The following is a 19,396-nucleotide window of genomic DNA, read 5'->3' as shown; positions in this document are numbered from 1 at the left end:
CCCGTTCCGCCGCCTCACGACATGCCGAGCACTCCACGGCGGCTCATTCTGAAGGCATGAACGCGGAGACGACGGCAGGGCTACGGACGGGCATCCTCCAGGCTCACGAGCCGGAACAGAGGAACGCCTCCCCTGCGTACGCTCACCCTCCGCAGACTGCTCGGCCCGCTCGCCGTTCTCGCCGCGCTCTCGCTGACCGCCACGGCCTGCGGCTCCGACGCCGAGGACACCGGAGTTGCCACCGCCTCGCCGATGGGCATCAACGCCGCGCTCGAGAAGGGCGGAAAGGTGACGGTGTGGGCGTGGGAGCCCACGCTGAAGAAGGTGGCGGAGGACTTCGAGAAGAAGTACCCGAAGGTCGACATCGAGCTGGTGAACGCGGGCACCGGCGACAAGCAGTACACCGCCCTGCAGAACGCGATCGCGGCCGGCAACGGCGCCCCCGACGTGGCACAGATCGAGTACTACGCCCTCGGCCAGTTGACCTCGACAAGTCCGTCGAGGACCTCTCCCCCTACGGCGCCCAGAAGTACGGCACGACCTTCACGCCCGGCCCGTGGAACGCCGTCACCGGCGACAAGGCGGTCTACGCCCTGCCGATGGACTCGGGCCCGATGGCGTTCTTCTACAACAAGAAGGTCTTCGACAGGCACGGCGTCAAGGTGCCGACCACCTGGGACGAGTACGTGGAGGCGGCCCGCACCCTCCACAAGGCCGACCCGAAGATCTTCATCACCAACGACACCGGTGACGCCGGCGCCACGACCAGCCTCGTCTGGCAGGCCGGCGGCCGTCCGTACCGCACCGACGGCACCGACGTCACCGTGAACTTCGACGACGAGGGCACCAGGAAGTACACGGCCATCTGGCAGAAGCTCCTCGACGAGAAGCTCGTCGCCCCGATCAGCACGTGGAGCGACGCCTGGTACAAGGGCCTGGCGGACGGCTCCATCGCCACCCTGGCCATCGGCGCCTGGATGCCCGCCAACCTCACCTCCGGTGTCGCCTCCGCCTCCGGCGACTGGCGGGTCGCCCCGCTGCCGCAGTGGACGAAGGGCGAGAAGACCACCGCCGAGAACGGCGGCAGCTCGCTCGCCGTCCCGAAGGCCGCAAAGAACAAGGAACTCGCCTACACCTTCACCGAGTTCGCCACCACCGGTGCCGGCGCGAGCACCCGGGTCGCCCAGGGCGCGTTCCCCGCCACCCGCACGGACCTGGAGTCGAAGGCGTTCCTCGACACCAGGTTCCCGTACTTCGGCGGCCAGCAGGCCAACCGGATCTTCGCCGAGTCCGCCCGCAACGTCGGCGCCGACTGGTCCTACCTGCCCTTCCAGGTGTACGCGAACTCGATCTTCAACGACACCGTCGGCAAGGCGTACGTCTCCCCGACCACACTCGCCGACGGCTTGAAGGCCTGGCAGGACGCCGGCGTCACGTACGGGACCGACCACGGCTTCACCGTCAACGAATAGCCCTCCGGCGTGGTCGACGCTCAGGACTCCGGGTTCACCAGGTGACCGTACGGCCGCCGAAGGCCGTGACGAGGCGGCCGTCCGAGGCGTAGGACCAGCTCAGGGCTCCGGTGTACGAGGAGCAGCGGGTGCCGTTCGTGCCGGACCAGAACTGGTTCGAGGTGTCGACGTCACCGATGGTCCGGTCGTTCGTCCCGCTGCCTGCGCGGCAGGAGGTGTTGCTCCGGAACACCGAAGTTCCCGCGTCGAACGAGAAGTTGCGCTGGGCGTTGTCGACGCTGATGTTGCCGGTGACCGTCATCCTGCCCGGGTTGCTGTTGTACGTGAACCCGTGCTTGCCGTTGCGGAAGGCGATCGTACGCCGGACCACGTGGTCGACCGCGATGTCCTCGCCGCCGAGCTTGAAGCCGTTGCGGTCGCCGGCGCCGGCCTGGGAGCCGTCGCTGAGGGTGCCGTTGTCGTACGCGAGGGAGTCCTCGATCGTCACCGTTCCGATGGGGCCGGTGTCGGTCTTGGTGTAGAGGTCCCAGCCGTCGTCGATGTTGTGGTGGGCCACGGCGTAGCGGAAGACGTTCCCGCCGCCGACGGTGAGCTTCGCGGCGAAACCGTCCGCGTCCTCGCCGTCGGAGTCGGCGTTGTCGTGCGACTCCGCGCTCAGGACGAGGTTGTTCGACGGCCACTGCTCGCGGGGCGTGGTGGAGGCGATACGGGAGAGCTGGAGCCCGGTGTCGCGGTTGAAGCGCGTCACCGTGCGCTCGATGACGTTGTTGCTGCCACCGACGAAGATCCCGTTGTCGCCGGCCCGCTCGACGACGACGCCGTTGACGTGCCAGTACGAGCCGTTGAGGGCCAGGCCGCGGTTGGCCGGGTCCTCGGTCATGGCCGAGAAGTTCAGCACCGGGGTCTCGCCGGGGTAGGCCGACAGCTTCTTGCGTGCGCTCGCCGTGCCGTCGTTGCCGGGCGGGACGGTGATCGTCGTGGAGTGGCGGTACGTGCCGCCCCGGAGGTAGATCGTCCCGCCGGCGGCGATGCGGCTGATCGCGGAGGTCAGCGTCGTGGGGTTCGACTGCGTTCCGGACGCGCTGTCCGTGCCGTTCGGAGCGACGTACAGTGCGCCGGCCGCCGGCGGCGGGGCGTCGCCCGTCGTGACGTTCAGGGAGTCGATGTTGGGCAGCCCGGCGGCGGTGGTGGGGTTGAGGCGGATGGTGTTGCTGCCCGCGTTGAGCGTCACGGTCAGGGTCTTGGTGGTCCAGGCGGTCCAGGTGCCGGTGCCCTCGAACGTCGGCGTCTGCACGGTGGATCCGTTGACGACCAGGCCGGTCGGCCGCGGAGTGGTCGTCCCGTTGGCGAACCGGACGGCGAGGGTGGCCGTCCCGGCGGCGGGGGCGTTCACCGTGAACTGCGCGTAGGCGCCGGTGGCGTTGGTGCCGTTGCAGAAGCCGCCGCCGGTGTAGCCGGACCAGTCGGAGTCGATGGTGCCGCTGCAGACGGCGGGGGAGGCCTCGGCCTCGTACAGGGCGGAGGCCGCGTGAGCCGGGCTCAGGGACAGGGCGGCGAGCGTGCCCGCCAGCAGGCTGACGCAGGCTGTGACGGATCGCAGATGCATCTGAGGTCTCCAGGAGGGGAGGGAGGGCGTTCCGGGGACTGGACGAGAAAGCGCTTTCCTGAGACGCTAGGGCTGTCCTCCTGGACACGTCAATGGCTACGTCCGTGACTCTTGTTCAGATACGTGATCGGGCGCCCTCGCCGCGCGGATACGGATCCGTCGGTGGCGGGGACGCCCCTCCTCGGCTACGGCTGGCCGTCGAGCCAGCTCAGCTTGTGTCCGTAGAGCACCCGCTGGCAGTAGTCCGTACCCACCGGATCAGCGGTGTCCCGGTTCGCGGTGCAGTCCGCGGCCACTCCCGGGCGGTGCTCGGAGAGGGACCACAGCCGGCCCGTACCCCGCTCGACGTAGAGGTCCTCGGCGCCACGGGCCGTCTTGACGGCCTGACCGTCCTGGACCAGCTGGCCGTTGCTCCACGTGTAGCGCCAGAGGTTGCCCGGCTCGTCCGTGCCCTTCGACTCGTTCACGTACAGCGTGCCCCCGTGCGCCGCCGCGCCCTGCGCGCCACCGTTGGTCAGGGGCAGGTAGTTGGCCCAGCCTTCGGCGGTCACGTCCGCCGAGCGCCCCTCGAGGGCCGCGACCGGGAACGAGGCGATGCGGCCGGTCGACGGGTAGCCGCTCGCCGGTCGGCAGTACTCACCCATGAGCAGGCGGTCGGGGGTGGTGCTGCGGTCCAGCGAGATGTGGGAGGCCTTCGGGGCGCCGGTGGAGACGCAGGCGTACGAACCCTTGGGGTTGCTCTGCGTCGCCTTGAACTTCCACGCGGCGACCTGCGGCATCACATAGCGGTAGCCGAAGCTGTACCAGACGTTGTTGTGGCGGCCGACCTTCGTCTTGACCTCGACGTTGGAGGTGGTCTTCACGCCGTCGGTGTCGGTCCCCATCACGTCGTGCGTGGTGGGGTCGCCGTCCGGGTCCAGGTCCATGATGTAGCGCATGTCGAAGACGCGCAGACCGTTGCGGGTGTCCGCGACGTAGAGGTAGTTGCCGTACCAGACGATCCCGCCGGCGTGGACGCCCTTCTGGATCGGGTACTCGGCGGCGTGCAGTCCGTCGAAGGACACGTGGTCGGCCGAGTTCACGTACGTCCAGCCCAGCAGCACGTGCCGGTACTTGACCTCGGGGCTGCCGGTGGCCGGGTTGGTCCGGCTCTGCACGAAGGTGATACGGACGCCCTTCTGGTTGCAGGCGTCGTCCGCCTCCAGCTCGGCGGTGGTGCAGTCGCCGGTCGCCGGGTCCGGGTCGGTCTCACGGCCCGGGTCCCAGCCGTCGTACGAGGCGAACAGCTGGATGTTCCCCGCGTCGCCCCACAGCTCGTTGTCCTTGGCGTCGGAGACGCCGGTGATGCCCTGGGGAACCCACTCGCGCGAGGTGGAGTCGTCGCTCTGCAGGCAGTACTTGATGTCGGGGTTCGGGGCGGTGCCGAACGAATCGCGGGAGCACCACGGCTCGATGGTGCGGTTCGCCCCGGCCAGCAGGTTCTGGACGCCCGACTTGGGCAGTACGGAGTCCAGGCGCGCGACCCGTGTGGTGGTCTCGGCGTTCAGCGCGCCGGGCGACATCGTGAAGTCGCCGGGCGAGGCCGGGCCGCCGGGGGCGGTCCAGGCGTGGGTCGTGAACGGCGGGGTGGTGCCCTCGGTCGTACGGGGCTCCTGGACCCAGGCCTCCGGGGCGCCCGGCGGAACGTCCTCCGCCTGGGCCGGGGCCGCGAGGCCGGTGAACGCGAGCGAGGCCGCGGCAGCCGCCGTCAGCCAAGCGCGTCGGATGCGCCTAGTGGGCATGTGAGGTTGCCTCCGTTGTTCATGTGCTCATGTGTTTCAGACAGGTCGAACGGAGGGTTTCAGAACGCTTGAGCGAAACGCAAACTCGATCACCATGTCGACAACGACACCCGTCGGCAGCGCAATTGATGTCAAATCAGGCATATCTCAGCCGTTCGGGCGAGCTCGGGTGCCGATCGGTGAGGGAGAGGTGGAGGTTGCGGCGAGCTACGGTGCCCACCGCGCGGAAACTCTTCCTGGATTGCTGTCACATCGTCGTGGGTCCGTCCGTCAGTGCTGTGAAGACGCCGACCACGGCGATACGGAACCGCTCACGGCGACACGAAGCCGACGCGGCGACACACAAGGAGAGCAGCCATGGCGAACCCCTCGATCTCCCGGATGACCGACCCCGGCGAGTTCGTCCCCGAGCTGAGCGACGTCAGCGCCGCCCTCTTCCGGGCCACCGGCAACCGTTCGGTGCCGCGCACCACGATGAACCTCGTCCATCTCCGCGCCGGTCAGATCGTCCACAACACCTATCTGACCATCCTGAACACGGCGTTCCTGCGTAAGGCCGGCGAGTCCGAGGAGCGCATCACCGCCGTCTCCTCCTGGCAGGACGCCCCGTACTTCACCGGTGCCGAGCGCGCCGCCCTCGCCCTGGTGGAGGCCACCCTCCAGCCGGCCCCGCACGGCAAGGAGCGCGTCTCCGACGAGTTGTACGCCGAGGTGGCGAAGCACTACGACGACAAGGCGCTGGCCACCCTCACCATCGCGATCGGCCAGATCAACTTCTTCATCGCCCTCGCGGTCATCGGAAAGCCGCAGCCGGTGACCTCTCTCGGCGACGAACAGTGGGACTGAGCTGATCCGTTCGACAGCGCGGGCCTCTCTGCGGCAGGCACGCCTCTGCGGGCCTGCCTGCCGCCAAGGCCGACGGGCCCTACAGCCCGGGGCCGGTGTACGCGCCGCGGTGGGGCTTCGTCGTCGAGGACACCGGGTTGGCCCAGTAGTCGCGGCCGCCGTTGCCGCTGATGACGGAGCCGTTGTTCAGAGCGGGAGACGTCGACCGCAACTTGTAGCCGTCGACGGAGTGGATCGTGTCGCCACCCGCGCCGGGGTTCACGAAGTGCGGATCACCGACGATGCCGTTCGCGGTCGGCCTGGGCACGCCCTGGAAGACGTTCCACAGCCAGGAGACCCCGGGTCCCGTGGGCAGTCGGGAGTCGCTCGTGCCCACCCAGATGTTGTTCTCGACGACGCTCTCGTCGGGCAGGGTGATGGCGAACTTCCTGTCCGTGCAGTAGAAGACGTTGTTGTACATGTGCAGCGCGGAACGGCCGGCGCTGACACTGCTCATACGACAGTCGTTCTCGGAGATGTTGTAGCGGATGATCTGCTTGGCGCCGCCGATGGTGCCGCACCCGTCGCAGTCGAGGAAGAAGCCGCCGATGTTGTCGCGGCTGAAGTTGTACTGGATCGTGCAGGTACCGGTGTTTCCCCAGTCGCAGTCGAACGCCTGGCTGTCGGCCACGGACATCCGCGTGATCCCGTACACGGCGTTCTTCTGGATGGTCGGGTTGTGGTCGCCGAGCACCCAGATGCCGGCGAAGTTGCCGCCGGAGAAGGGGTACGCGCCGTTGCCGACTCCGGAGGCGTTGTTGTACTGGATCATGGGCGCGTCGGCGTAGCTGGCGATGATGCCGTCGCCGCCGACGTCCTTGATGACGTTGTGCTCGATCAGGACCCCGGAACCCTTGACCGCCATGGCGCCGACACGGATCTTGAGGCCGCCGCCTCCCGTGTTGCTGATCTGGTTGTGGTGGACGTGGACGTCGTTGAGGGTGGAGTTCGCGCCGCTCGCGCCCGTGACGATGCCGGCGGACTGGACGAAGTCCTCGGTGGTGGGGCTGTTCTTGTTCGTCTGACCGGCGACGCGGTCGATGACGAGATATCCGATGTCGAAACCGCGGTGCGCCGCCCCGTCGGTGGCCGAGATCCGCAGGCCCGTGCGTCGGGCGAGGGAGGCGGCGGGGTTGGTCAGCTTGAGGTCGCTGATCCGCCAGTGGTCCTGGTTGGTGAGGGAGACCGCGTTCGGGGCTCCGCCGCCGTCGATCACGGGCAGTGCGCCGACGCCGTAACGGGTGAGGTTGATGGGGGCGGAGGCGGTGCCGCTGCCCTTGGGGGCGAGCGAACCGGTGCAGGTCGTGCCCGACGCGAAGGCGAGCGTGTCGCCGGGGGAGTACGTCCGCGCGTTGGCCTGGCCGATGCTGTTGAACGGCGCGGTCTGACTGCCGTCACCTGCCGTCGGCCGCGAGCAGTCCACGTGGACGGTGGTCCCCGCGGCCGAAGCGGGCGCGGAGGTGAGGGCGACGGTGCCGGTCAGCGCGAGGGCGGCGGCGATGAGCCCGCGGCCCATCACCTGCCGCCCGGGGAAGACTCCGATGGTCATGGCGCGACACCTTTCTGGGGGTCTGGTGCCGCCAGAAGCTATGTGCGCTCGATCATCGCGTCAATGAAGTTCCGTCGATTGATCGAGTTTCGATCAGGGATCGAAGATCCGTCGTGCGTTGCCGGACAGGAACAGCTCGGTGGTCGGCTCGCGCGGGTATCGGCGGGCAGCCGGTACGTTTCACCCCACCGGGCGACGGGGTATCGACCGGGCCAGTGCCAGGACGCTCAGGGTGCACATCAGGACGCCCAGGGGGACATGGAGCGACGGCATGTGCGCGATGCCCAGTACCACCTGCAGCGAGGCGAGTACGAGGAAGCCCGACGCGTACAGGACGGGTCGGGGTGAACCGCCGCCCGGTCGCCATGCCAGGACCGCGGCGAGTACGTACAGCATCGACGCGCCGTACATCACGCGCGATCCGACGTCGTGCAGCATCGCACCGAGGGCCGAGGACAGGAGCATGCCGGAGGTGGCGGCCTGGAAGGCGAGCGCCAAGGTCTGCAGGGCGATCGTGACCTGGAGGAACGTGAGCCTGCCCGGCGTTGCCCTCGTTGCCGTCGTCTGTGTGGCCATGGCGCGGCCCCCTCTTCTGCCTCGCGGCGGTGGATCGGTACTGTCTCGACGGTCCGACGATGTGGGCCCGCGAAATGTGAGGTGAGCGCCTGCCTCACACTTCGGCGCGGTCCTTCGTCGAAGAGGCGGGAGCGGACGCGGACGACGCGGAAGCGCAAGCGCAAGCAGACGAGTAGGAACGCAGGGGGCGTCGGGGTCATGAGTACGTCGATCGAGTCGGGGCCCGAACGGTCCGAGCCGGGACTCGCCGAAGTCGTCGGTGAGCGGCGGCATCTGATCAACCTCGCCTACCGGCTGCTCGGTTCGCTGGCCGAAGCCGAGGACGCCGTACAGGAGACCTACGCCCGCTGGTACGCGATGTCGCGCGCACGCCAGGAGGCCATCGAGTCGCCCGGTGCCTGGCTGACGACGGTGGCCACCCGCGTCTGCCTGGATCTGCTGGGGTCCGCACGGGTCCGGCGCGAGCGTTACGTCGGCGCATGGATACCCGAGCCGCTGCCCGACCGGACGGAGTGGACCGGCGGGGCGTCGGGCGGGGGAGGGGCCGAGTCGGCCGACCCTGTCGACCGGGTCACCTTGGACGAGTCGGTGAGCATGGCCTTTCTCGTCGTACTGGAGTCGATGACGCCGGCCGAACGCGTGGCGTTCATCCTGCACGACGTCTTCCGGTACCCCTTCGCGGAGGTCGCCGAGATCGTCGGCCGGACGCCGGCGGCCTGTCGGCAGCTGGCGTCCTCTGCCCGTCGGCGTATGCGCGCCGCACAGGATCCCGCGGAGCCGGTGGTCACCGAGGTTCCGCAAGTTCCGGAGGGGCCTGCGGTTCCTGCGGCCGGGCAGGCCGGGCAGGCCGGCCAGGCCGGGCACGCTGGACAGGCCGGGCTGGTGCGGCGCTTCAAAGAGGCGTGGGAGGCCAAGGACATCGCTGCCCTCGTCGCGCTGCTCGACCCGGACGCCACCATGACCGCTGACGGCGGCGGCCTGGTCGGTACCGTCCTCCGCCCGGTCGACGGCAGCGAGCACATCGCCCAGTACCTGATCCACATCGCCGACAGGGCCCCTGGGCTGACGCTCCTGGAGCGCACGGTCAACGGCCGGCCCGGCCTCGTCGCCCAGCACGCGGGCGTCACGGTGACCGTGGCGGCGTTCAGCCTCGCCGGCGGTCGCATCGCTCGTATCTGGGCGATCCGCAACCCGGAGAAGCTTCGTCCGTGGACCGAGGACGGACAGAGCTGACGAACCCGCCCGTCAGCGTCAGGCGTTCACGGCGGCGCGGTCGGAGTCACTGCGCAGAACGCAGAACTCGTTGCCCTCGGGATCAGCGAGGACGGCCCAGCCCGAACCGTCGGGATTCCGGTGGTCACCGACGAACGTGGCACCGAGGCCGAGGAGCCGGTCCACCTCCTGATCCCGCGAGGTCTCGGGGCGCAGACAGAGATGGATCCGGTTCTTGACCGTCTTGGCCTCGGGCACCTGGTTGAAGTACAGCACCGGGCCCTCCGCCAGCATCACCTGGGTCTCCCGGTCACCCGGCCTGACGTCCGGGTGCAGCGGACGGCCTGTCACACCGCTCCAGAACCGGGCCAGCTCGTAGGCATCCGCACAGTCGACCGCCACGTTCTGCAGTGCCGAAACCGGGCGCTCCAGCCTTTCGTGCCTTCCCTGGACTGCCTTGGTGGCGTTGCCGAGGATCTTGGTGGGGGTGATGCGGACGACTACGCGGATCTCCTCCGGCGGGGCCTCCAGGTACTCCTTGCCGGCGCCCGGACCTTCGTACTCTTCGGCGATGCGTACGGCCACCGCGCGGCCCGCGTCCACGGTGACGGTGGCCGTGCCGCGGATCTCGACGTACAGGTTCGGGTCGGCCGGGTCGAAGACGGTCAGGCCGACGCGGGGGTCGCGGAGTATGTTCCGCTCCTTGCGCCGGCCCTGTTCGGTGGAGATCAGCAGCTCGCCACCGTCACGGCTCACCCAGACCACCGAACTCTGCGGGCCGCCGTCGGGGTTGAGGGTGACCAGGACGGCCGGGAGCGGGGCGTCCAGCAGGCCGCGTACGGTGTCGTTCATCGCAATGGGCATGCCGGAGAGGCTAATCAAAGTCACCGGTGGGGTGCACCGGATAAAGGCCGGATGCTCCACTCCACCCCCCGTATCGAGAGCTGACACATTCGGGGTACGACCGCGCGCCGGGGCACGCCCCCCGGGGCGCGCTGTCGCCTGTCCGTCCCATGTACGGCGGCCGGGACAGCAGTTGCCGACAACCGCATGGTGTTGCCTCGATCCGGAGTCCCGGCGATACAGTCCGGACAGTCGGGACAGCAGTCGGGTCAGAGCCGGATCGGCGACCAGGGGGAAGGGGCCTACGTGTTGGAGGTCGTGGCGCTCAGCGCACTCACCACGTTCCTGTTGGGGGTGGGGAACGGGGCCGCCGGAGAGGTCGGCAAGAACCTGACCCTGTCGGCCGGCGCGCTGGTGAGAAGAACCCTCGGGCGGGAGACCCCGCTTCCGGCCGCCGCGGAGGACCGGCAGGCGCTGGCCGGCCGGTTGTACGCGCGGCTGGGCCACGATCCCCAGCAGGCGGACGCGTGGGCGCTGCTCGTGGAGAGCGGTCAGGAGCAGGTGACGGCGGCCTCCGGCGGCGACATGCCGCCCGCCCCCTGGGCGTTCACCAACCGGCAGAAGGTCCTGAAGCAGCTGATGCGGGAGGCGACCCGGCCCTGGGAGGGGCGGCCTCGGGTCGCGCTGCTGTCCGGGCCCCCGGGGAGCGGCACGACCTCGGTGGCCCTCCGCCTCGCTGCCGGGAGCCGTGACCGGTTCCCCGACGGGCAGTACTACCTCGACCTGCGTGACGCCTCCGGCGACAGCGGGCCGGAACCTGCGGCGGTCCTGCTGCGGCTGCTCCGCGAAATGGACGTGGCTCCGGACCAGATGCCCACCACCGAATCCGGCCGCGAGCGGCTCTACCGCCGGCTCACGTCCGGGCGCAAGGCGCTGGTGGTGATCGACCACGCCACCTCCCTCGCCCAGGTCCGGGGCCTCGTGCCGGCGACCCCCGACGTCTTCCTGCTCGTGGTCGTGTCCGGGCCGCCCCTTCTGCTGGAGGCGGAGCGCGTCGCCGTGGCGCCGCTGAGCGACCGTTACGCGAAGAAGATGGTGCGGAAGGTGGCCGGGCCGGACGTCGTCGCGCGTGCCCACGCCCGACTGCCCGGGCTGCTCGAACGCTGTCAGGGCAACGCGTACGCCCTCCACGCGGAGGCCCGCCTGCTGGCCGAGACCGTGGCCGGGAGTGGGGCTGGGACTGGGGCCGTTGGCGCGCCGGGGCCGGGGCCGGGGCTGGAACCGGGGCTGGGCCTGGGCCTGGGTCCGGGGGCTGAGGCATGGCGGCACCATCCGATGCGTGGCGCGGCGGAGCAGGCCTCCCTTCGTCTCGCCCCCGACGCGCTACGGCTCTGCCGCCTCACCGCCCTGGGTGCCTGGCCGTCCCTCAGCCCCGAGCTCGCGGCCGCCGCCGCGGGCCTCGACGACGAGGAGCGGGCGGCCCGGATGCTCGCCGATGCCGCCGACCTGCACCTCCTTGAACCGCTGCCCGGTACGCGCTACCGCTTCCGGCCCGAGGTCCGGCGCCAGTTGGCCGACGCCGCCGCCTCGGAGTACGGCGCCCAGGAGTGCACGGACGCCGTGGTCCGGGTCCTCGACGCCCTCCTGAACCGGGTCCTCCACGCGGCGCACGCCGCCCTGCCGCAGAGCTGGCGGACCGAGCCCGCGCCGGACCTCCCGTACGCCTCCCGGGACGAGACGGACGGTGTGGCCGTACTGGCCGTCGAGGTGGCCAACGTGGTCCGGGCCGTGACCGTGGCCGAGGAGCACCGCCGGATCACCACCGCTCTGCGCCTCGCCCGCGCCCTCTGGCCGCTGCAGCTGAAGGCCGGATACTGGGACGAGGTGCTCCCGGCGCTCCGCGTCGCGGCACGGTGCGCCGATGAGCACCGCGCGGACCGGCGGATGGCGGGCGCGCTGCACTTCCAACTGGCCCACTGCCTGGGCGAACTGGGCCGCTGGGAACAGGCGAGCCGTGCGGCGCAGGCCGCCGTCACCTGCGAGCGAGCGGCGGAACACCCACGGGGCGAGGCGTCGTCCGTGGAACTCCTCGGTCTGCTGAACCTCAACCGATGGCTGTACGAGGAGGCACACGAGAGGTTCATCGAGGCCGATCACATCTACCGGAGGATCACTCCGGACCAGGAGGGCGCGGCGGACCTTCCGCGCGCCCTCGCCCTGGCCGAACGCCACCAGGGCAGGGCCCTGCGCGGGCTGGGGCGGCTGGACGAGTCCCGCCGTCGTCTGGAGAGCGCCGTGGACTTCTTCGCGGGCAGGGGAGGGCTCGCGGCGGAGGCGTACAACCAGGCGCGCGCTCTCACCGACCTCGCGGAGACCCTGCACGACCTCGGCGACGACACGGCGGCGCTGACCAGGATCACGGAAGCGGAAGCGCTGCTCACCCCGGCCGCGGCTCCGCACCTGAGGTACCTGGCGGGTCTTCGGCGGCGGTGCGAGGCCGCGGCCGGGCAGTAGGCCGTTACGCGAAGGCCACGAAGCCGCCGAAGTCCCCGTCGTCCACGGCGTCCACGACGACCGGGTGCGTGCCCGCGGCGGTGCGCACCCGGAGCGTGAGGCCTCGCGCCGGGACCGTCCCGCCGTTCGCCAGCCAGGCGTACAACGACGACGCGTACGCCGCCGGATCCGCGTCCGCTCCGGAGCCTGCGGTCAGCCGGTACAGGCCGTGACCCCGGACGCGTACGGTGCAGGCGCCCGGCCCGGTCACGTACGCCGCCGCCGCGCAGTGCGGATGCCGCCGCAGCACCTCCGCGGTCCACAGATCAGGGCCGCCGAGGCGCGGATCGTCCGCCCGGCCCGCCCGGGTGATCAGGTCCGCCAGCTCCAGGTCCCCGGGGTGGCGGGTGTCCTCGTGCACCGAGAGGTGGGTGTCACCGGCCGCGTCGTAGGGCTGCTCCGTGGAGCGTTCGAGCGTGATGTCCGCGCCCTGGACCCGCGTCCGTACGTGCAACGGAGCCGTCGTTCTCGGCGGGTTGTACGGGGGGAGTGGCAGCGGCTCCAGGGACGCCGGGGCGGCAGGCTCGGGGAGGCCCATCAGCGCGTAGAAGTGCCGCCGCAACAGCGCGGCCGACCGGCCAGGAGCCGAGGTGACGAACTCGGCGGGGGTGGTGTCCGGACGGTGTCCGCCCAGCGCCTCCTCCACCTGTGGGCGCAGAGGGGACCGGGGGAGGAGGCGCGGCGCCCGCCGGACGAACTCCGCGAGGGGCGCCTCGGGGTCGAGCCTGCCCTGCCCGTCCGCCGCGAGCAGTACGGGGGTGCCCAGAGCCGCGGCGTAGTAGGTCACCGCCCCGAAGTCCCCGAGGACGAGGTCCGCCGCCAGGAGGGCCTGCCTCCAGGCGTGCACGGGGTCGATCAGGGTCAGCCCGGCGCGGAGTGCCTGGTCGAGCCAGGCCCGGATCTGGCCGGGCCCGTGCCCGTGCCAGATGTTCGGGTGGAGCACGGCGGCCAGCCGGTAGTCGTCGGCCGGGAGTTCGGCGGTGAGCCGGGGGAGCAGGCTGGGCAGAGCGTCCTGGCCTCCGCCGCTTCCGAAGAAGCCCTCAGGGTTCCAGGTGGAGTTCAGTACGACGAGGCGCTGGCCGTCGCGCACGCCCAGGGCGCGTCTGAACCTGTCCCGGTACGGGCGGCCTGCGAGCATGCGGTCGAAACACGGGTCGCCGGCGATAACGGCGGAAGGCACAGCTTCGGGGCAGGCCTGGGCCAGACGCTCCAGCTGTTCGGGGTGGGACAGGACGAAGCCGTCCACGAACGGCGCGCCGTCGTCCGCGAGGAGCCACTCCGGCGAAAGACCGAACGTCGGCTCCCGGCTCCCGGCTCCCGGCGTGCCTAGCTTCTTAGTGTATCCGACACCATGGGAGAGTACGGACAACTTGCCCTGGATATGGGCGAGTTCGCCGCCGAAGCTGGCGGAGATCGCGAGATCCACCGGTGTCGAGAGCGCCTGTTCCCACGGCAGCACCGGAAGCTCCAGATCCGCGAAGAGCTCGCGGACACCGCCTTGGAACGCCGAGGACCCCGTCGACGTCACCAGGAGTTGGACGCGGAAGTCGTCGTGGAACAGCGGCAGCAGGTCCCACAGGCGTCCGGCGGAGGTGACGTTGTGGACGACCAGCAGGACCCGGCGCTGGACGGTACGGCTCGCCCACCGAGGGGATCCCTCCCCGACCGGCACGCGTATCGGCAGGGGTTCGGCTGGCCCCACTCATGACCTCCTGAGCGAGCATGGTGTCGTCGCGCGCCCACCTTAGCCGCCTTGCCCACGCGAGCGGCCAGGGCGCCGGTGACGCGGCTGTTCTGCCGTGGCGCGCGAGCTTGACCGCGGAAGCCAGTAGGACGACGGCGAGTACGGGGATGAGCACCAGGTCCGGGAAGACGCCGAGCAGCAGCCCGCCCAGCACCGTTCCGGCGATCGAGCCCGCGATCATGACCACGGTGAAGCGGCGGTTGGCGCGCAGTACCGCGAAGCTTCCGTCGCGGCTGTAGCGGGCGAAGGCCACCAGCATCGTCGGCAGGGACACCAGAAGGGAGAGGCTGTCCGCCGTCCTGATGTCCACCGCGAACAGCAACACGATCGTCGGGATCAGGAGTTCGCCCCCGGCCAACCCGTGATGGCCGCGACCACCCCGATCCCGAAGCCGGCCACCACCCCGCAGGGCGCCTGGGCCCACAGCGGCAGCGACAGGGTGTCCTGGGTGGACAGGTGCGAGACGAGGAGAGCCGCGGCCATGAGCAGCATCAGCCCGGCCAGCACCTTGTGCAGGGTGGAGCCGCGCATCCGTACCGCCCACGTCGCTCCGGCCCAGGCCCCGAGGAGACTCCCGGCGGAGGTTGACCGCGACGGGCCAGTGCGACGCCACCTCGGAGGCGGGCACCGAGGCCAGGCGGGCGGGCAGCGCGACCAGGACCACGACCAGGCTCATGCGGCAGGGCGAGGTCCTGTTCTGTCGCCATGCCGGGCATCCTCGCCCGACACGGCCGCCGACAGCTACGGATCGCCCCCACCTTCGGGTGAAGGAACCGGGCTACCGCTCACCGTTCGTCCGGACCTCCGACCGCCGCGACGGAAGGAGACACCCATGGCATCACGCTGCGTGACTGATCGACGTGCGGTTCGTAGTCGCAGGTGCCACGGTGGTGATGTCCAACCCCCCAACTCACGAGGAGTGAGCAGCTGTGGCCAAGAAGACTTCGCCGAAGGACCGGGCCGGCCGACAGGCCAAGATGGCACCGAAGGGCAACAAGCGCGTCGGCGCCGACGAAGCGCGCCCCGCCCGCGCCCCCGAGCACCGGGCGGACGAGCGCGAGACGCGGACCACGTACAGCGAAGGCTGATCACGTCCACAGCTCGCTCGAGGAGGCGCACCCGACAACTGCTGGCGGGTGCGCCTCCTGCTGTGCGAACCGTTCAGCTGTCCCGCAAGCGGCTGAGGGCTGTGCGAACGGTGGCCGCCGTCCCGTCGGGGATGCGGTCGGACACGGCGACGCGGGCGAACGGAGCAGCCGCCGGTCGCAGGTCGACGCTGACCACTCCTCCCCGCCGGGGTCGGAGCGCGACGAAGTCCTTCGTTCCGGACGCCGCAGCCCGGGACACGCCGGCACCGGTCATGCCGGCTCCGGACACGCCAGCTTCGGACACGTCAGCCTCGGTCACCTCGGGTTCGGGTACGTCCCGTACGCCGAGGCAGAGCACATCCGGAATCCACACGCCACGCCCCGGCGACCCGCGTAGCGCACGCCACCAGGAAGGGTCGGCCTCCACCTTCTCCACGGCCCGGAGCGGCAGGTGTACGCTGCCCCGGCGCGCGGCCAGCTTCTCCCACCACGTGAGCCGGACGATCAGCTCCTCCGCCTTGACCGTCAGACGCGCCATGGCCGCTGCACCTCCTCGCACGGCGTGGTCGTCTCCTGTTCGTCACGCTACTGCTGGTCGCCGTGGGCTTCCACCGCGTCCCGCGCGGGCGAGGGTGTGCGGGTGGTCGGAGCGGGGCAGTGGCGCCCTGACACGGCCCCTGCGTGCCGCCTACCCGGCGCCAGTAGGGTGGGAACACCTTCCCTACGCAACCATTGGCGCCCCGGCGGCCTTGGAATGAAGGGACCTCGCATGGCGATGCCCGCGAACCTGCCCCAGGACCCCCCGATGGTCGTCGAGCCCGTCGACCGGCCGCCGCTCGCGCCGACCCCGGCCGCGCGCGCGGTGGGAGTGCTCATGGCGGCCACCCCGTGCACGGCACGCGACGCGAAGCGGATCCTGGCGGCCGCTGCGGACCTGGCCCAGATGAGCGTCCACGATCTGGCGGTCGTCGTGGCCGCGGGGGCCGAGGGCACGCCCCCGCCCGTACGCATCGAGCGGGCCCTGCGCCGCGCGGTCGAGGCGGCCCGTACGTCCGCGGTCCAGGCCGCACTGTCGGTCGGGCTCGCACCGAACCGGGAGCGGACCGAGGAGGTCCTGACCCGTCTGCGCGGCTGCCAGGCCCGCCTGGCGGCGGCACCGGGGGACCCGGCGGCCGTCCGGGCCATGGACGACGCCGCCTACACGCTGTGCGTACTGATGGGCCGGCCGACCACCCACGACGCCGTCCTCGCGGCGGAGCGGCACCTCGGCCCCCGGGCCCTCTAGCGCGACGGACGGACGGCATCCCAAGGGAGAAGAAGATCGGAGGAATCGGGTGGTTCTGGTGGCAGCGGATGTGATCGGCGCTCCCTGCTGGCTGAGTCTCGCGGCGCGTGACCGGGAGGCGGCGGAGCGCTTCTACGGAACGGTCCTCGGCTGGTCGTTCCGGCAGGGCCGGTTCGGCAGTGCCTTTTCGGTGGCGGAGATCGGCGGAGTGCCGGTGGCGGGGATCGGGGCGGTCGCCGGGGAGTTCGCCGTGCCGGTGGCCTGGACGCCGTACTTCGCCGTCGACGATGCCGACGGGGCGGTCGGCCGGGCACGCGAGCGAGGCGGCACGGTCGGGGTGGGGCCCGTCTCGTTCCCGGCCGGCGGCAGGGCGGCGCTTGTGGCCGACAGGGAGGGCGCCGTCTTCGGCGTCTGGGACGGGGAGGTACTGGCCGAGTGGGGCGTCGGTGCGGAGCGGTCACCCGCCTGGCTGGAGCTCCACACGGCCGACGCGTTCGAAGCCGCGCTCTTCTACGGCGAGGTGCTGGGGTGGGGCCGGGGCGGCAGCGACGGGGGCTGCGACACCTCGTACGAGCAGGATCAGGTCGTGCTCCGGCACGGGGGGCGCCCCGTCGCCCGGCTGAACAGCGGCCCGATCGAGCAGGCCGCGCCGAAGCCGCAGCTCCGGCCCCGCTGGCTCGTTCACTTCAGGGTGCCCGACCTGGACGCGGCGGTGGCGCTCGCTCTGGAGAACGGCGGCAGCACCGTCACCGGTCAGGACTGGGGCGGCGGGGCCACCGACCCGGCCCGGGGAGGGGGGCGCCAGAGGACGCTCCGCGACCCGGACGGCGGACTCTTCACGCTCGACCACGCGCCCGGTGCTGCCTGAGACGTACCTCCCCACCACGGAAACGGGGACGTACCTCCCCACCACCGAAACGGGTCAGCGCGCCGCACGAATCAGGACGCCAGGCTCTCACCGGGTGCTCCGGACAGGGGCCGCGTAGGCCCGGGAGCCATCTTCGCCGCCCACCGCTTGTGCGCGGCCGGCTGGCAGACCACGCGGATACGGTGGTGGGACACGGTCAGCTCGCGCCCGTCGCCGTCGGTGAAGCGGCCCGTCAGCTCGTAGACCCCGCGGTGGGCCCGCCCCACCGGGAGTCGTTCCGGCGGCAGCCTGACCTCGTACGGACCTCCCGCCCGGAAGCCGCCGAGAACCGTCCGTACGGTCGCGAGCACCTTCCCCTCACGGACACGGCTGTCCTCGAAGGCCACCCCCTCGATCTCACGGCCGAGCCGGAAGGTGAGGCCGACGCTGAGCACCGCTCCCTCGGGGATCTCCGGCGTCTCCGCCGCGTCCAGGCCCCGCAGGGTCACCACGCGGCGATCGGGCTCCTCCGTGTACAGGGAGATGTCCAACAATGTGAAGTCCGTGTCGGTCACGACCGGTCACCGCCTTTCGGTACGGGGCCGGTGTGGCCGGGCCCGACCGGGTCAGGAGGGTGTGCGCCGGGAGCGCCGGCGTACCGCCGACCGCTCCGGCGCTTCCTCACCTCGGGCCGCACGCCTTCCCCCGCACCTCTCCGCCCGTGCCACTGCCCCGGCGGTCGCGGAACATGCCCGGTGTCCCCGGAGGGGTGGAACGCGCCGACCGGGGTAGTCGCGAGCCGCGGGCCCCCCGACGAGAGGAGGAGACCCATGAAACTCCTGACCATGGGAGTCGAAGAGGAGTTCGTCCTCGTCGACCGGGTCGGCCGCGCCCCCGTCGGCCGCGCCCCGGACGTGATCGCCTCGGCCGCCCGAGTTCTCGGCGACCAGGTGCAGCCCGAGTTCTTCAACGCCCAGATCGAGACCATCTCCAGCCCCACGGACTCGTCCCCGCACCTCCGCGACGAGCTGGTGCGGCTGCGCGCGGCGGTCGGCGCCGCCGCCGACGCGGAGCAGTGCATGCCGGTCGCCACCGGCACCCCCGTGGTGCCGCCCGAGCAGCCCCTGACCGTCACCGACACCGAGCGTTACCGGCGGATGGCGTACCGCTTCGCCTCCCACTTCAGCACGGTCGACGGTCTCGTCTGCGGCTGCCACGTCCACGTGGGGACCCTCGACCGCGAACTCGCCCTGGCCCTCTCCCGCCGGATGGCGCCCTGGCTGCCCGTCCTCCAGGCCGTCACCACGAATTCCCCCTTCGCGCGGCGGTGCGACACGGGCTTCGACAGCTGGCGCTCGGTCGAGTACGCGCGGTGGCCCACCGTCGGCCCCGCCCCCGACCTGGACGAGGCCAGGTACCTGGCCCACGTGGCCGAGCTGGTGCGGACGGGGACCCTGCTCGACCGGCGCATGGTGTACTGGCACGCCCGGCCGTCCGAGCACGTGCCCACCCTGGAGATCCGCGTCGCCGACGCCAACGCCGACGTGGACACGGTCGTCATGCTGGCGGCGCTCGTCCGCGGTCTCGCCACGACCTTCCTGACCGACGAGTACGAGGGCCGGCCCGCACCGCGCGTCCCCGTCCGGAGGCTCCTCCTTGCGCACGACCTGGCCGCCCGGAACGGTCTCTCCGGATACGGCATCGACCCGTGCACCGCGCGTGAACGGCCCACCGTCGAACTCGTCGACCGACTCGTCGAACGGGCCCGCCCGGCCCTGGACCTCGCCGGCGACACGGAGCAGGTCCTCCGCCAGTGGCGCCGTATCCGCGCCCACGGGGCCGGGGCGACCAGGCAGCGGGCCGTCTACCGCCGCCACGGCCGGTGCACCGAGGTCGTGGACGCCCTCGCCGCGCTGACCGCGGCGGCCTGAGCAGCCACCGGCCGCCCGCTCGGC

General features: G+C 71.3%; 16 protein-coding genes and 3 pseudogenes. 8 read left to right on the top strand and 11 right to left on the bottom strand.

What is annotated here, in order from left to right; translation table 11 throughout:
• Positions 1 to 132 precede the first annotated feature (132 nt).
• A pseudogene (locus tag ACIRB7_RS13740) lies at positions 133 to 1,472 on the top strand (ABC transporter substrate-binding protein).
• 34 nt (positions 1,473 to 1,506) lie between these two features.
• Here ACIRB7_RS13740 and ACIRB7_RS13735 read toward each other — a convergent pair.
• Together ACIRB7_RS13735 and ACIRB7_RS13730 are read right to left on the bottom strand one after the other, a co-directional pair.
• Positions 1,507 to 3,078 (bottom strand): carbohydrate-binding protein, encoded by a 1,572-nt coding sequence (locus ACIRB7_RS13735; RefSeq protein WP_403596955.1) that lies wholly within the window; start codon positions 3,076 to 3,078, stop codon positions 1,507 to 1,509.
• 185 nt (positions 3,079 to 3,263) lie between these two features.
• On the bottom strand, positions 3,264 to 4,859 hold the full coding sequence (locus ACIRB7_RS13730) for a hypothetical protein (protein ID WP_403596952.1): 1,596 nt from the start codon (positions 4,857 to 4,859) through the stop codon (positions 3,264 to 3,266).
• 357 nt (positions 4,860 to 5,216) lie between these two features.
• On the opposite strand from ACIRB7_RS13730, the gene ACIRB7_RS13725 reads away from it, so the two are divergent.
• Positions 5,217 to 5,705 (top strand): carboxymuconolactone decarboxylase family protein, encoded by a 489-nt coding sequence (locus tag ACIRB7_RS13725; protein WP_403596949.1) that lies wholly within the window; start codon positions 5,217 to 5,219, stop codon positions 5,703 to 5,705.
• 79 nt (positions 5,706 to 5,784) lie between these two features.
• Here the strand turns inward: ACIRB7_RS13725 and ACIRB7_RS13720 are convergent, their stop codons facing one another.
• Both ACIRB7_RS13720 and ACIRB7_RS13715 read right to left on the bottom strand, forming a co-directional pair.
• Positions 5,785 to 7,293, bottom strand: a complete 1,509-nt coding sequence (locus tag ACIRB7_RS13720) for a right-handed parallel beta-helix repeat-containing protein (RefSeq protein WP_403596947.1) — start codon at positions 7,291 to 7,293, stop codon at positions 5,785 to 5,787.
• 180 nt (positions 7,294 to 7,473) lie between these two features.
• Positions 7,474 to 7,869 (bottom strand): hypothetical protein, encoded by a 396-nt coding sequence (locus ACIRB7_RS13715; RefSeq protein WP_403596945.1) that lies wholly within the window; start codon positions 7,867 to 7,869, stop codon positions 7,474 to 7,476.
• Positions 7,870 to 8,067: 198 nt separating this feature from the next.
• Between ACIRB7_RS13715 and ACIRB7_RS13710 the strand changes: the two genes are divergently transcribed.
• Entirely contained in the window at positions 8,068 to 9,102 is a 1,035-nt protein-coding gene (locus ACIRB7_RS13710) for a sigma-70 family RNA polymerase sigma factor (RefSeq protein ID WP_403596943.1), read from the top strand.
• Between the two features lie 18 nt (positions 9,103 to 9,120).
• On the opposite strand, the gene ACIRB7_RS13705 is transcribed toward ACIRB7_RS13710, so the two are convergent.
• Positions 9,121 to 9,492: a VOC family protein gene (locus ACIRB7_RS13705; protein WP_403597687.1), complete on the bottom strand. Its 372-nt coding sequence runs from the start codon at positions 9,490 to 9,492 to the stop codon at positions 9,121 to 9,123.
• 69 nt (positions 9,493 to 9,561) lie between these two features.
• Positions 9,562 to 9,933, bottom strand: a pseudogene (locus tag ACIRB7_RS13700) (PPOX class F420-dependent oxidoreductase); the annotation flags it as partial.
• Positions 9,934 to 10,230: 297 nt separating this feature from the next.
• On the opposite strand from ACIRB7_RS13700, the gene ACIRB7_RS13695 reads away from it, so the two are divergent.
• A complete protein-coding gene (locus tag ACIRB7_RS13695; RefSeq protein ID WP_403596941.1) occupies positions 10,231 to 12,438 on the top strand; it encodes an ATP-binding protein in 2,208 nt (735 codons plus the stop codon).
• 4 nt (positions 12,439 to 12,442) lie between these two features.
• Here the strand turns inward: ACIRB7_RS13695 and ACIRB7_RS13690 are convergent, their stop codons facing one another.
• From ACIRB7_RS13690 to ACIRB7_RS13680, 3 genes and pseudogenes are all read right to left on the bottom strand, one after another.
• Entirely contained in the window at positions 12,443 to 14,179 is a 1,737-nt protein-coding gene (locus ACIRB7_RS13690; RefSeq protein ID WP_403596939.1) for a hypothetical protein, read from the bottom strand.
• Positions 14,180 to 14,318: 139 nt separating this feature from the next.
• Positions 14,319 to 14,531, bottom strand: a pseudogene (locus tag ACIRB7_RS13685) (sulfite exporter TauE/SafE family protein); the annotation flags it as partial.
• Between the two features lie 26 nt (positions 14,532 to 14,557).
• Positions 14,558 to 14,752 carry a hypothetical protein gene (locus tag ACIRB7_RS13680; protein WP_403596937.1) on the bottom strand — a complete coding sequence of 65 codons (195 nt, stop codon included), beginning with the start codon at positions 14,750 to 14,752 and terminating at the stop codon, positions 14,558 to 14,560.
• A 398-nt stretch (positions 14,753 to 15,150) separates the two neighbouring features.
• Between ACIRB7_RS13680 and ACIRB7_RS13675 the strand changes: the two genes are divergently transcribed.
• Positions 15,151 to 15,309 carry a hypothetical protein gene (locus ACIRB7_RS13675; protein WP_403596935.1) on the top strand — a complete coding sequence of 53 codons (159 nt, stop codon included), beginning with the start codon at positions 15,151 to 15,153 and terminating at the stop codon, positions 15,307 to 15,309.
• 73 nt (positions 15,310 to 15,382) lie between these two features.
• On the opposite strand, the gene ACIRB7_RS13670 is transcribed toward ACIRB7_RS13675, so the two are convergent.
• Positions 15,383 to 15,847, bottom strand: a complete 465-nt coding sequence (locus ACIRB7_RS13670) for a hypothetical protein (RefSeq protein WP_403596933.1) — start codon at positions 15,845 to 15,847, stop codon at positions 15,383 to 15,385.
• 231 nt (positions 15,848 to 16,078) lie between these two features.
• Between ACIRB7_RS13670 and ACIRB7_RS13665 the strand changes: the two genes are divergently transcribed.
• On the top strand, positions 16,079 to 16,594 hold the full coding sequence (locus ACIRB7_RS13665; RefSeq protein ID WP_403596931.1) for a DUF5133 domain-containing protein: 516 nt from the start codon (positions 16,079 to 16,081) through the stop codon (positions 16,592 to 16,594).
• A 49-nt stretch (positions 16,595 to 16,643) separates the two neighbouring features.
• Entirely contained in the window at positions 16,644 to 17,462 is an 819-nt protein-coding gene (locus ACIRB7_RS13660) for a VOC family protein (RefSeq protein WP_403596929.1), read from the top strand.
• A 71-nt stretch (positions 17,463 to 17,533) separates the two neighbouring features.
• Here the strand turns inward: ACIRB7_RS13660 and ACIRB7_RS13655 are convergent, their stop codons facing one another.
• Entirely contained in the window at positions 17,534 to 18,016 is a 483-nt protein-coding gene (locus tag ACIRB7_RS13655; protein ID WP_403596926.1) for a hypothetical protein, read from the bottom strand.
• A 255-nt stretch (positions 18,017 to 18,271) separates the two neighbouring features.
• On the opposite strand from ACIRB7_RS13655, the gene ACIRB7_RS13650 reads away from it, so the two are divergent.
• A complete protein-coding gene (locus ACIRB7_RS13650; RefSeq protein WP_403596923.1) occupies positions 18,272 to 19,372 on the top strand; it encodes a glutamate--cysteine ligase in 1,101 nt (366 codons plus the stop codon).
• Positions 19,373 to 19,396 lie beyond the last annotated feature (24 nt).

Origin of the sequence: Streptomyces sp. NPDC093795, assembly GCF_044764665.1 — a bacterium.
GTDB lineage: Bacteria > Actinomycetota > Actinomycetes > Streptomycetales > Streptomycetaceae > Streptomyces.
Note: the sequence above shows the minus strand (reverse complement) of the source record. Positions and strands in the feature narration are given on the sequence as shown.

What these genes read in the sequence shown, in the direction of transcription:
- ACIRB7_RS13735 (WP_403596955.1), bottom strand. Translation starts at nt 3,078, where the DNA reads ATGCATCTGCGATCCGTCACAGCCTGCGTCAGCCTGCTGGCGGGCACG.
- ACIRB7_RS13730 (WP_403596952.1), bottom strand. Translation starts at nt 4,859, where the DNA reads ATGCCCACTAGGCGCATCCGACGCGCTTGGCTGACGGCGGCTGCCGCG.
- ACIRB7_RS13725 (WP_403596949.1), top strand. Translation starts at nt 5,217, where the DNA reads ATGGCGAACCCCTCGATCTCCCGGATGACCGACCCCGGCGAGTTCGTC.
- ACIRB7_RS13720 (WP_403596947.1), bottom strand. Translation starts at nt 7,293, where the DNA reads ATGACCATCGGAGTCTTCCCCGGGCGGCAGGTGATGGGCCGCGGGCTC.
- ACIRB7_RS13715 (WP_403596945.1), bottom strand. Translation starts at nt 7,869, where the DNA reads ATGGCCACACAGACGACGGCAACGAGGGCAACGCCGGGCAGGCTCACG.
- ACIRB7_RS13710 (WP_403596943.1), top strand. Translation starts at nt 8,068, where the DNA reads ATGAGTACGTCGATCGAGTCGGGGCCCGAACGGTCCGAGCCGGGACTC.
- ACIRB7_RS13680 (WP_403596937.1), bottom strand. Translation starts at nt 14,752, where the DNA reads ATGCGCGGCTCCACCCTGCACAAGGTGCTGGCCGGGCTGATGCTGCTC.
- ACIRB7_RS13670 (WP_403596933.1), bottom strand. Translation starts at nt 15,847, where the DNA reads ATGGCGCGTCTGACGGTCAAGGCGGAGGAGCTGATCGTCCGGCTCACG.
- ACIRB7_RS13665 (WP_403596931.1), top strand. Translation starts at nt 16,079, where the DNA reads ATGGCGATGCCCGCGAACCTGCCCCAGGACCCCCCGATGGTCGTCGAG.
- ACIRB7_RS13650 (WP_403596923.1), top strand. Translation starts at nt 18,272, where the DNA reads ATGAAACTCCTGACCATGGGAGTCGAAGAGGAGTTCGTCCTCGTCGAC.